Source organism: Rhizobium sp. AG855, from assembly GCF_003610655.1.
Classification (GTDB): Bacteria; Pseudomonadota; Alphaproteobacteria; order Rhizobiales; family Rhizobiaceae; genus Allorhizobium; species Allorhizobium wuzhouense.
This window is the reverse complement of the sequence record NZ_RAQG01000003.1, coordinates 1,051,296-1,063,655: the sequence shown is the minus strand read 5'-3', so window position 1 is coordinate 1,063,655 and position 12,360 is coordinate 1,051,296. Positions and strand designations below refer to the sequence as shown.

Annotated in this window: 11 protein-coding genes; 5 read left to right on the top strand and 6 right to left on the bottom strand. The window is 60.7% G+C overall.

What is annotated here, in order from left to right:
* Positions 1-144: 144 nt before the first annotated feature.
* From DFO46_RS05200 to DFO46_RS05175, 6 genes are all read right to left on the bottom strand, one after another.
* The gene (locus tag DFO46_RS05200; RefSeq protein ID WP_245422510.1) at positions 145-543 is read right to left on the bottom strand and encodes a hypothetical protein; all 399 of its coding nucleotides are present in this window, start codon (positions 541-543) and stop codon (positions 145-147) included.
* A 116-nt stretch (positions 544-659) separates the two neighbouring features.
* The gene (locus tag DFO46_RS05195) at positions 660-1,805 is read right to left on the bottom strand and encodes an iron-containing alcohol dehydrogenase (protein WP_120276572.1); all 1,146 of its coding nucleotides are present in this window, start codon (positions 1,803-1,805) and stop codon (positions 660-662) included.
* Positions 1,802-3,187, bottom strand: coding sequence for an aldehyde dehydrogenase family protein (locus DFO46_RS05190; RefSeq protein WP_120276571.1), 1,386 nt, complete (start codon positions 3,185-3,187; stop codon positions 1,802-1,804). The genes DFO46_RS05195 and DFO46_RS05190 overlap by 4 nt, the downstream gene beginning before the upstream one ends.
* 104 nt (positions 3,188-3,291) lie before the next feature.
* A complete protein-coding gene (locus tag DFO46_RS05185; protein ID WP_120276570.1) occupies positions 3,292-4,662 on the bottom strand; it encodes a glutamine synthetase family protein in 1,371 nt (456 codons plus the stop codon).
* Positions 4,663-4,763: 101 nt separating this feature from the next.
* Positions 4,764-6,314, bottom strand: coding sequence for an amino acid permease (locus tag DFO46_RS05180; RefSeq protein WP_120276569.1), 1,551 nt, complete (start codon positions 6,312-6,314; stop codon positions 4,764-4,766).
* 114 nt (positions 6,315-6,428) lie between these two features.
* On the bottom strand, positions 6,429-7,208 hold the full coding sequence (locus DFO46_RS05175) for an N-formylglutamate amidohydrolase (protein ID WP_120276568.1): 780 nt from the start codon (positions 7,206-7,208) through the stop codon (positions 6,429-6,431).
* A 177-nt stretch (positions 7,209-7,385) separates the two neighbouring features.
* On the opposite strand from DFO46_RS05175, the gene DFO46_RS05170 reads away from it, so the two are divergent.
* The 5 genes from DFO46_RS05170 (at position 7,386) to DFO46_RS05150 (ending at position 12,327) form a co-directional block, all read left to right on the top strand.
* Positions 7,386-8,258 (top strand): MurR/RpiR family transcriptional regulator, encoded by an 873-nt coding sequence (locus DFO46_RS05170; RefSeq protein ID WP_120276567.1) that lies wholly within the window; start codon positions 7,386-7,388, stop codon positions 8,256-8,258.
* Between the two features lie 138 nt (positions 8,259-8,396).
* Positions 8,397-9,503, top strand: a complete 1,107-nt coding sequence (locus DFO46_RS05165) for an ABC transporter substrate-binding protein (RefSeq protein WP_110790820.1) — start codon at positions 8,397-8,399, stop codon at positions 9,501-9,503.
* A gap of 91 nt (positions 9,504-9,594) precedes the next feature.
* Entirely contained in the window at positions 9,595-10,485 is an 891-nt protein-coding gene (locus tag DFO46_RS05160) for an ABC transporter permease subunit (RefSeq protein ID WP_120276566.1), read from the top strand.
* Positions 10,482-11,264, top strand: coding sequence for an ABC transporter permease (locus DFO46_RS05155; RefSeq protein WP_110790822.1), 783 nt, complete (start codon positions 10,482-10,484; stop codon positions 11,262-11,264). Before DFO46_RS05160 ends, DFO46_RS05155 begins: the two co-directional genes overlap by 4 nt.
* Positions 11,265-11,274: 10 nt before the next feature.
* Positions 11,275-12,327, top strand: coding sequence for an ABC transporter ATP-binding protein (locus tag DFO46_RS05150; RefSeq protein WP_120276565.1), 1,053 nt, complete (start codon positions 11,275-11,277; stop codon positions 12,325-12,327).
* The last annotated feature ends 33 nt before the right edge of the window (positions 12,328-12,360 follow it).

The following is a 12,360-nucleotide window of genomic DNA, read 5'->3' as shown; positions in this document are numbered from 1 at the left end:
CGTCATTGGCGCCTCGTAAACACATCATTGCCAATCATGGTTAATAAACCGCAAACACGAAGGCTCTACCCCTCCCCTGAATTGGGGAGAAGCGCTGGAAATCTCTAGTATATTCGAATGTTGAAACGGAAGCGTTTGGACCGTTCAGCCACGCAGCGGGGTGCAGGCACCCACGTGCTGCGGCCCGACGCGGCCAGCCTTGAGGTCAGATAGAAGAGGAAGCGAAGGATCGGGGCCTCCGATGCCGGCTTCGAATGTTGCGCGATCCACCTTGACCATCCGGCCACTGGCGAGAATGCTGACAAGGGTCTTCTTGTCCACCACTGCGAGGCTGACCTTGGATTTGCAGAACTGCTTGCCGTCTTTGCCTGTCAGCACCCAGCCCAGCGAACCAGACTTGCCCTGGCTCATTTTGCCAACCGTATAGCCCTTCTTCAGAAGCCCCTGATAGCTTTCTGCAAAAGCAGAACCGGCCTGGAATGCAAGGCTCGCTGCAAAAACGCCGATCAGCAGACGGTAAACCGATTTTGTCGGAAATGACATAAGAAACACCCCCAAAGATCAACGGACATCGCCTGAAACAGGCTGAAAGTAAAAAAGAAAACCCCGCCTCAAGATGGCAGGGTTTTCATCGTTCTGCAAATCAGTGAGATCCGCGCTTAGAAGCAGTCGGCGAAGAGCTGCTTGGTGTTTTCAAGCGTCATCTTGACCGGATTGCCGCCAGCGCTCGGATCCTCGATCGCCATGGCCGAGAGTTCATCGATCCGGTCATTGGCAATACCCATGGCCGTGAGGTTCTCGGGCACATGCAGTTCGGCGCGTAGCGCCAGCACATAGTCGTAGAACCCGTCGAAACCACCTGATATCCCGAGATAGGCGGCGGCCCGCTCGATCTTGTCTTCGATCGTGTGACGGTTGAACTTCAGCACCGGCGGCATGACAACAGCATTGGTCATGCCGTGATGGGTGTTGTAGACGGCGCCGATCGGGTGCGACAGCGCATGGATGGCGCCAAGCCCCTTCTGGAACGCCGTGGCACCCATGGCGGCCGCCGACATCATGTTGGTGCGGGCCTCGATATCGGTACCGTCATGATAGGCGCGCGGCAGGAAGTCCTTGACCAGCCGCATACCTTCAAGCGCGATACCCTGGCTCATCGGATGATAGAAGGGCGAGGAATAGGCTTCCAGGCAATGGGCGAACGCGTCCATGCCCGTACCCGCCGTGATCATCTTCGGCATGCCAACCGTCAGCTCCGGATCGCAGATGACGACGCCGGGCAGGAATTTCGGATGGAAGATGATCTTCTTCACATGGGTGACGGAGTTGGTGATGACCGAAGCGCGACCGACTTCCGAGCCGGTGCCGGCTGTGGTCGGCACGGCCACGATCGGAGCGATGCCCTCGGAATTGGCCCGCGTCCACCAGTCCCCGATATCCTCGAAATCCCAGACCGGCCGCGTCTGCCCGGCCATGAAGGCGACGCACTTGCCAAGATCGAGGCCGGAGCCGCCGCCGAAGGCGACAACGCCGTCATGGCCACCATCCTTGTAGGCCTTGATGCCGGCTTCGAGGTTCTTTTCGTTCGGGTTCGGATCGACATCGGCGAAGATCGCCCGGCCGAGACCCGCCTCTTCCAGGACATCGAGCGCCGTCTGCGTGATCCCCATCGGCGCGAGGCCCCGGTCGGTGATCAACAGCGGCTTCTTCATGCCGAGCGACTTGCAGGCGTCCGCCAGTTCCTTGATGCGGCCACGTCCCATCTTGACGGCGGTGGGATAGCTCCAGTTGGCGACGATGTTCATTTCGTGACTTTCTTCAGATGGTAGGATTTCGGACGGGTGAGGTTCTGGAAGCCGAGAACCGAGAGCGAGCCGCCCTTGCCGGTCTCCTTGACGCCGGTCCAGCAGAGCGCCGGGTCGAGATAGTCGGCGCGGTTCATGAACACGGTGCCGGTCTCGATCTCGCGGCCGATGCGGGCAGCGCGTTCGGGATCCTGCGTCCAGAGCGAGGCGGTCAGGCCATAGGGGCTGTCGTTCATCAGACCGAGCGCCTGCTCGTCGCTCTTCACCTTCATGATGCCGACGGCCGGACCAAAGGTCTCGTCCTTCATGAAGGCCATGGAGTGATCGACGTTCACGAGGATCTGCGGCATGATATAGGCGCCGCCATCATCGGCCGGGAAGAGTTTCGGATCGACCAGCGCCTTGGCACCCTTCGACACGGCATCGGCGATTTGCTCGCGCACCACCTTGGCGAAGCGCTTGTTGGCCATCGGTCCGAGCGTCGTTTCCGGATCGAGCGGATTGCCGAGCTTGTAGTTCGACACCCAGGCGACCGACTTCTCGACGAAGGCATCGTAGAGGCTTTCATGCACGTAGACGCGCTCGATACCGCAGCAGCACTGCCCGGAATTGTAGGTCGCGCCATCCATCAGCGTATCGACGGCAGCATCCAGATCAGCGTCTTCCATGACGTAACCCGGGTCCTTGCCACCGAGCTCGAGCCCGAGACCGGCAAAGGTGCCGGCAGCGGCCCGCTCGATCGAACGACCACCTTCGACCGAACCGGTGAAGTTGATGAAGTTGAAGTTGCCAGCCGCGATCAGCGCAGACGTCGTCTGATGATCGAGGAAGAGGTTGATGAAGACGTCGTCGGGAACGCCAGCCTCCACAAAGGCGCGCACCATGCGCTCGCCAACCAGCAGCGTCTGCGTCGCATGTTTGATGACGACGGTGTTGCCGGCCATCAGCGCCGGCGCGATCGTGTTGATCGCGGTCATGTAGGGGTAATTCCACGGCGCGATGACGAAGACGACGCCATGCGGCTCGCGCTCGATGCGACGCTCGAACTTGTCGCTGGCTTCCACGACCAGCGGCGCCAACGAGTCGGCGGCAATCGCCGCGACATAGTTGGAGCGCTCGTTGAAGCCCTTGTACTCGCCACCATAACGCACCGGACGGCCCATCATATGGGCCAGTTCCGGCACCACTTCGTCGGACATTTCGTTGAGACGGGCCACGCCCTTCAGCACGAGCTGCACGCGATCTTCCAGCGGGCGACGTGCCCAGGCTTTCTGGGCCTTGCGGGCACGAGCCACGGCCTCGGCTGCCGCCTCGAGCGACATCGCTGGACGCTCGGCGTAAACCGATCCGTCGATCGGCGATATGCATTGGATCATGGTCATGATCGTCTTCCTGTTGTTCTAGAACGAGATGACAGCGGCCGAGGCCGCTGTCGATGTTTACACCCATATGCGAGGCATCGTGGCGGCCTCAAGGCCACCTTTCGTCACGCCCGCTCGAAACCGCGCGCAACCTCCCAGTCGGTAATCCGACGATCATATTCTTCCTGCTCCCATTCGGCCGCCCGGACATAGTGATCGACCACGTCATCACCGAAGGCAGAGCGAAGCATTGCCGACCCCTTGAGCGTTTCTGCCGCAGCTCGCAGTGTGCGCGGGATCTCGCGCACATCCTTCGCACCATAGGCATCACCGGTGAAAGCGGGTTCGAGCTCCATCTTCTTCTCGATCCCATCAATCCCGGCGGCCAGAAGTGCTGCCATCGCCAGATAGGGATTGAGATCGGAGCCGCCGACGCGGCATTCGACGCGGATGCCCTTGGTCGCATCGCCGCAGAGCCGGTAGCCGGCCGTGCGGTTATCCTTGGACCAGATCGCCTTGGTCGGCGCGAACGTACCTGCCATGAAACGCTTGTAGGAATTGATGTAGGGCGCCAGGAAATAGGTGATCTCCGAAGCGTGGTTCAGCAGGCCGGCCATATAGTGCTTCATCGTCTCCGACATGCCGTACTGGCCCTTCTCGTCGAAGAACAGCGGCGTCTTGCCATCGGCCGACCAAAGCGACTGGTGGATATGCGACGAGGAGCCGGCCGCGTTGTAATGCCATTTGGCAAGGAAGGTGATCGCCTTGCCCTTCGACCAGGCGATCTCCTTGCAGCCATTCTTGATGATCACATGCCGGTCGGCCATGGTGAGTGCGTCGGCATAACGCACATTGATCTCTTCCTGGCCGGCGGACGCCTCGCCCTTGGAATTCTCGACCGGGATGCCGGCGCCCTGCAGGCCCTTGCGGATCGCCCGCATCACGTCCTCTTCCTTGGTGGTCTGGAAGATATGGTAGTCCTCGTTGTAGCCGGAGACCAGTTTCAGGTCGCGATAGCCCGAAAGCCGCGCCGCATCATAGGTCTGGTCAAAGAGGAAGAATTCGAGTTCGGTCGCCATGAAGGCCTTCATGCCCATCGCCTCGAGCCGGGCAACCTGCTTCTTCAGGATCGCGCGCGGCGAGTGCGCAACTTCGGCATGGGTCGCATGGTCATACATGTCGCAGAGCACAAGGGCCGTGCCCTCAAGCCAGGGGATCCGACGCAGCGTCGAAAGATCCGGCTTCATCGTGTAGTCGCCGTACCCCTTTTCCCAGCTCGTCGCCTTGTAGCCGGAGACGGTTTCCATCTCCATGTCGGTGGCGAGAAGATAGTTGCAGCTATGCGTTTCCTTGTAGGCGCTCTCGACGAAATATTCCGCCTGGAAACGTTTGCCCATCAAACGACCCTGCATGTCCACCTGACACGCCAGAACCGTGTCGATGCGCCCTTCGGCAACGTCCTTCTTCAGGTCTTCGAAAGTGTAAGTGGTGGTCATGACTGTCGTCCGCACAAGGATGAGATGAGAAAGATGCCGGCATCGCCGGTATCGGAGGAGGATACACACGGGCCGGAACCAGTCCGGCCCGTGTGATTCACTTAGACCTGGCCGACGGCCCTTTCGGCAGCGGCGATCTCGGCGGCACGCTTGGCCACCTCGTCACCGATCGGCGGTCCCTTGAAACGCTTGTTCTCGAAAACAACCCAGACAATGCCCGTGAGCACGAGGAAGCCGACGGTGATCGGCAGTGCCCAGTCGTTCGGCGCCTGGATACCGATGAAGAAGATCAGCGCCATGGCGAGGATGCTGAGCACGGCAACGAGCTTGTAGGTACCGACACCCATATTCCATTCGCCCATCTTGGGCCACTTCGACGTGCCGATCGCCGCGATGCCGAGCGCGATCGGCAAGGCAAAGGAAAGGAACAGGAAGATGACCGTGCAGGACACGACGATCGAATAGGCCGGTGTCCCGGCGATCGTGATGGCAGACGTGAACCAGACGAACAGGACCGACAGGATCGACCCCACCCAGATGGCGGCAACCGGGGTGCGGTGTTTCGGGCTCACCTTGGCGAGAGCGGACGAGCCCGGAAGGCCCTTGTCACGCGAGAAGGCGAACATCATGCGCGACAGGGAGGTGACAGTCGCGAGACCGCAGAGGAACTGCGACACGAAGATGAGGAAGTAGAGGATTTCCTCGACAACCGGGTTCATCTGGCTGTCCATCGCCCAGAAGAACACGTTCCAGCCCTGCTTGGCAGCATCGTCCATGTTCGGGATCATGAGCACGAAGGAGCAAAGCATCACGTAGCCGAACAGCGACGACCACAGAACCGCCGAGATCATGCCGCGCGGCACCGAGGTCGAGGCCTTGATGGTTTCTTCCGACGTATGGGCAGACGCGTCATAACCGGTGATCGTGTAGATCGGCAGCAGCAGACCGAGACCGAAAGCCATCAGCGTCGAGACAGGGTTCGGCCACACGCCGCTCGCACCTTCCGTTCCGGTGTAGTTGGCGAAGGTGAAGAGGCGGCTGATCTCGAAGCTCGGTGCGGCAATCAGGCAGGCGACCGTGAGCAGCAGCGCGGTTGCAAAGATGAGGTAACCAGAGAAATCGGTGAGCTTGGCGGTGAGCCCGATGCCGAAATGGTTGATCAGCGCCTGGAGGGCGGTGATGACGGCAACGAAACCGACACGCACGACCAGCGTGTCTTCGAGACCGAAATAGGCCCCGAAGGCACCGAAGAAGAAGTAGTAGGTACCGACATTGATGGCGCCCAGAACGGTCACGAGACCGAGCAGGTTGAGCCAGGCAGCGAGCCAGCCGGTGAAGCGGTTACCGAGGATCGATGCCCAGTGATAGAGGCCGCCAGCCGTCGGATAGGACGAAGCGATCTGGGCAAGGCCCAGCGCGAAAACGCCGGAAATGGCACATCCGACGAGCCAGCCGATGCCGATAGCGGCACCGCCAACACCGGAGGTGGCCTGACCGAGCGAATTGATCCCGCCGGACAGGATGCAGATGATCGAAAATGAAATCGCGAAGTTGGAGAACGAGCTCATGCGCCGTTCCAGTTCCTGCGCATAGCCCATGGAGTGCAGGATATGAAGATCCTGTTTCTTGTCTGTATCAGAGTAATCTGACATGGCATCCCCCAAAGTAAAGATCGCCCGCGGGATTGCGGTGATCGCGTTTTGGCCCGCCGGTTTTTTGGTGGCGGTCAGTTGCAGCGCGGCTGCTCCCGTTGAGGTCTTGTTTTTTTATTGTCTCCCGACCGAGCTGACCGCATCTGCGATCAGCCCGGCGAGATAGTCGGCCATGACCTCCTGGTCGACGGAATTGGCAATCAGATCGTTGCGCACCTCGATCATGACGTTGGCATGACCGGCGGGCAAGGCATGTAGGCGCAGGGTATGGGTTACCCCATCCTCCGGCCCATAGGGTGAATTGCGCTCCACGCGGTAGCGTCCGGTCTTCGCGGCACCGTCCAGCATTGCATCGGCCAATCGGCTGTCGGCATCGTGAAGGATGCCGATTTCGACCGCACGCGGCTTGCCGAAATACACGGGCGTGAAGCTATGGACGGTAACGAGGACCGCCGGGCGCCCCTCGCCGCTGCGACGCGCCAGCTCCGCACTCACCCGATCATGAAACGGCACATAAATCGCGGCCGTGCGAGCATAACGCTCCGCCACGGACAGATCCTTGTTACCGGGTATCTCATAGATCTCGCTCTTTTCCGGCATGGCGGCAGGCGATTCCGGCGGACGATTGCAGTCATAGACCAGCCGCGAAAAGCGCTGATGGATAAGCACGGCATCGAGCTTTTCCGAAAGGAGACGCGCAACAGCAAGGGCGCCCGGATCCCATGCGATATGGCTTGCGAGCGCCTCCGCTGTCAGCCCGAGGGTGCCGGCAGCGAGCGGCAGTACGGACGACGCATGTTCGCAGACCAGCACGACCGCACCGCTGGCATTCGCGTTTTCTACGGCCACGGTCTCCCCGTCCGCCGATGTCAGGATTCCTGACCTCACGAGCATGCTGTTGTCCCCCGCGCCTTACGGCTGCTTTTGTTGAAGAAGAGAATTCTTCACAGTTGCGCCGCTGTCAATCCGTTCTGAAAAATTCTCTTCAAAGGCCGGTTGACTCAATTGTGACAGCGAGGCTTAATCCTAATAAAGCTGGCAAAAGATCAGCTTGAGGGGAGACTTCGGTCCTTGCTGAATGCGTCCAACACCGTATCGGACGTGATCCATGCCCATTTCAATGGGCTGACACGTGCTGAGCGACAGCTGGCCGAAAGCCTGCTGGAAAACTATCCCGTGTCCGGGCTCGGCAGCATCACGACGGTGGCCGAGAATGCCGGCGTGTCGACGCCGACGGTCGCCCGCATGGTGCAGAAGCTCGGCTACAAGGGGTATCCCGAATTCCAGGCGCATCTGCACCAGGAACTTGAAGCGACGATCTCCAACCCGATCGCCAAGCATGACCGCTGGGCCGCCAATGCGCCAAACCGACACATTCTCAACCGTTTCGCGGAAGCGGTGATGTCCAACCTGAGGGATTCACTGGGAGAACTGAAGACCTCAACGTTCGACGAAGCCGCGCGCCTGATCGGCGACCGTGACCGAAGCCTCTATTTTGTCGGCGGACGCATCACCGGCGCGCTCGCCGAGTATTTTTTCACCCACATGCAGGTCATCCGCCCGAAGACGACGCTGATGTCGTCGAATGCGAGTTCCTGGCCGCAGCATGTGCTGAACATGCAGAAGGGTGACGTTCTCGTCATCTTCGACATCCGCCGCTACGAGGCCGACCTGACGACGCTCGCCGAAGTCGCTCGTGCCAATGGCGTGGAGATCATCGTCTTCACGGACCAGTGGATGTCGCCGGTGGCACAGCATGCCGCCAACTGTTTCAAGCTTCATATCGAGGCGCCATCCGCCTGGGACAGCTCCGTCGTGACCCTGTTCGTCGTGGAAGCCTTGATCGAAGCCGTGCAGAGCTCGTCGTGGAACGAGACGCGCGAACGCATGAATACCCTCGAAGGGCTGTTCGAACAGGCACGCCTGTTCCGCAAGCCCCGCTGAGGTGACACACCGACATGGAGGATCATTCTGGATAGAGGCCGACACCACCATATCGCAAAGGGCTGATATCCGTCACACAACCATAACAATGGCCACATAAGTGAACCGCATCGCTGCCAACCTCAGAGGAGAAACACAGTGACAACCAATCTTCGCAAATTCCTGTCGCTCACGACCGCCCTGGTCATGACGAGCTCCGCCGTCGCCTATGCCGAGCCGAGCGCCGAGCTGATCGAAGCCGCCAAGAAGGAAGGCATGCTGACCACGATCGCCCTGCCGCACGACTGGTGTGGTTACGGCGCCGTCATTGATGGCTTCAAGAAGAAGTATCCGGAAATCACCGTCAACGAGCTGAACCCGGATGCCGGTTCGGCCGACGAAGTTGAAGCCGTCAAGGCGAACAAGGACAACAAGGGCCCGCAGGCTCCTGACGTCGTCGACGTCGGCCTCGCCTTCGGTCCGCAGATGAAGGCCGAAGGCCTGCTGCAGCCTTACAAGGTCTCGACCTGGGATGAGATCCCCGAGAACATCAAGGACGCCGAAGGCTACTGGTATGGCGACTACTACGGCGTCATGTCGATGATCGTGAACAAGGATCTGGTCAAGAACACGCCGGCCGACTGGGCCGACCTGCTGAAGCCGGAATATGCCGGCCAGGTCGCGCTCGCTGGTGACCCGCGCGCGTCCAACCAGGCTATCCTCGGCGTTCTCGCCGCTGGTCTCGCTTCCGGCGCCAAGGCTGGCAAGGAAGCCGGCGAAGCCGGTCTGAAGTACTTCGCCGAACTCAACAAGGCCGGCAATTTCGTTCCGGTCATCGGCAAGTCGGCTCCGCTCGCCCAGGGCACGACCCCGATCGTCGTCGCCTGGGACTACAACGCCCTGTCCTGGAAGGACACGCTGGCCGGGAACCCGCCGGTTGAAGTCGTCGTTCCGGCTTCGGGCGTTCTCGCCGGTGTCTACGTTCAGGGCATCTCGGCCTACGCCCCGCACCCGAACGCTGCCAAGCTCTGGATGGAATATCTCTATTCCGACGAAGGCCAGACCGCATGGCTCGCCGGCTACTGCCACCCGGCCCGCTTCAATGCCATGTCCAAGGCCGGCAAGATCCCGCAGGATCTGCTCGACAAGCTGCCGCCGGCTGCTTCCTACGAGAAGGCCTACTTCCCGACTCTCGAGGAAGTCGATGCCAACAAGGCAGCGGTTACCGCTGGCTGGGATAGCGTCGTTGGCGCCAACGTCCAGTAATATCTGAACTGAAATGCCGTCCCGGTCTTGCGGCCGGGGCGGCGTTTGCATTCTATAGGATCCGCGGGCAAGCGGACGAGGGGCAACAGACATGTCTTCAAACGAGGTGACGCCGGACGCCGCTGCGGGTCAGCGCATTCGGCTTCCATTGCATTGGCTCGGGGTCCTGCCCTTCGTCGCCTTTACCGTCCTCTTCTTGATCCTGCCGACCATGAAGATTGTGCTCGGCGCATTCCAGACGCCCGACGGCACCTTCACCCTGGAAAACCTTGCCGGTCTTTTCACGACATCGATCATGTCGGCCTACTGGATCTCGATCAAGATCAGCCTGGCCTCGGCTATCCTCGGATCGATGATCGGATTTGCCGTCGCGGCTGCTGTCGTGCTCGGCGGATTGCCGCAATGGATCCGCGGCCCGCTTCTGACTTTTTCCGGGGTCGCATCCAACTTTGCCGGCGTTCCGCTGGCTTTCGCCTTCCTCGCAACCCTCGGCCCCGTCGGCCTCGTCACGGTCTTTCTGAAGACCCAGGTCGGCATTGATCTGCGTTCGCTCGGCTTCAACATCCTGTCCTTCTGGGGCTTGACGGTCACCTATCTCTTTTTCCAGATCCCGCTGATGATCCTGATCATCACGCCCGCGATCGATGGGCTGAAACGCGAATGGCGTGAGGCAGCCTCGATCCTCGGCGCCACGAATTTTCAGTATTGGCGCTTGGTCGCATTCCCGATCCTGCTGCCTTCGATCCTCGGCACGATTGCCCTTCTGTTCGCAAACGCCTTCGGCGCTGTCGCAACCGCGATTGCCTTGACCGGCTCATCCTTGAATATTGTGCCGATCCTGCTCTTCGCGCAGATCCGCGGCGACGTGCTCGGCAATCCGCATCTGGGGTATGCGCTCGCCTTCGGCATGATCCTCGTCACGGGTGTGGCCAATGCTCTTTATATCTGGCTGCGCGCGCGCAGTGAAAGGTGGCTGAAATGAAACGGCTCTGGGCCTGGGGGGCCCTGATCTTCGGCCTCCTCTACTTCTTCCTGCCGCTCATCGGCATGACCAACTTCTCGCTGAAGATGCGTCGCGGCGAATATTCGCTCGATGCCTACAGCAAGGTGTTCGCCGATTCCCGTTTCCAGGAAACCTTCACCTATTCGGTCACCATGGCGCTGATGACCATCGTCTTCGGTGTCTTCCTGGTGGTGCCGACCGCCTATTGGGTCCGCCTCAAGCTGCCGCGCTTGCGCCCCTATATCGAATTCATCACACTGCTGCCGCTGGTCATTCCGGCGATCGTCATCGTCTTCGGCTACATCCGGCTCTACAACACCTCAAGCTGGCTGCCGCTGACCGGCTCCGCCTTCGGCACGGATATCCTGCTGATGTTCGGCTATGCGACGCTCGCCCTGCCCTACATGTACCGCGCCATCGATACCGGTCTTCGCACCATCGACATCGCCACGCTGACGGAAGCCGCCCAGAGCCTCGGCGCCGGCTGGTTCACGATCATCTCGAAGATCATTCTGCCCAACGTGCTGGTTGCCGTACTCTCGGGCGCCTTCCTGACGTTTGCCATCGTCATCGGCGAGTTCACCATGGCCGCTCTGCTCAACAAGCCGGCCTTCGGTCCCTACATGCAGCTGCTCGGGGCCAACCGCGCCTATGAACCGGCCGCGCTCGCCGTCATCGCCTTCGGCATTACCTGGGGCTGCCTCGGTCTGATCCAGCTCGTTTCCCGCCTCCAGAAAACAGCCCCCCGCCAGGCTTGAGGAATTCTTCATGACGTTTCTGAAACTGACAAATCTCAAGAAGTCCTTCGGCGCGACCCAGGTGGTGCACGACTTCAACATGGCGATCGACAAGGGCGAATTCATTTCTTTCCTGGGTCCATCAGGCTGCGGCAAGACGACGGTCCTGCGCATGATTGCCGGCTTCGAGACCCCCTCGGCCGGCATGATCGAGATCGCAGGCAAGGACCAGACCAGCCTGAGGCCGAACCAGCGCAATATCGGCATGGTCTTCCAGGCCTACGCCTTGTTCCCCAACATGAATGTCGCCGACAATGTCGCCTTCGGCCTGAAGATCGCGGGCATGCCGCGCGCCGACATCGACAAGCGCGTCAAGGAAATGCTCGCCCTGATCCATCTGGAGCATCTGGCGGAACGTTATCCCTACCAGCTCTCCGGCGGCCAGCAGCAGCGCGTGGCGCTCGCCCGTGCGCTCGCCCCCAAGCCCCAGGTCCTGCTGCTGGACGAACCGCTTTCGGCACTTGATGCCAAGATCCGCGTCTCGCTGCGCGAAGAAATCCGCCAGATCCAGCAGAAACTCGGCATCACCACCGTCTTCGTCACCCATGACCAGGAAGAGGCCCTGTCGATCTCGGACCGCATCGTGGTGATGAATGCCGGCAAGGCCGACCAGATCGGCACGCCCTTCGAAATCTACAACCGCCCGACCACCCGCTTCGTCGCCTCCTTTGTCGGCACCCTCAACGTGCTCGACGCCGTGGTCGCAGATCAGGCAGCGGGCATCGTCAAGATTGGTGAGAAGACGCTGAAGATCAACGAGCAGATCCCGGCAGCCAACGGCTCCACCCTGCAGCTCGCGATGCGCCCCGAAGCAGGTTCGCTTGCCGATCCTTCCGATGCGACCATCGCCGGCACGGTCACCTCAAGCCAGTTCCTGGGCTCGGTCATCCGCACCCGCGTCGATGTCGGCGGCAAGACGGTGTCCTTCGACACCTTCAACGATCCGGGCAGCGCCCCGCCGGTCGTCGGCGCGACCGTCGGCGTGAAGATCGATCCCTCGGCATTGATCCTGCTTGCCGAGTAAGGCAGAGCCGGCCAGAAAACGGGAACTCAGCGA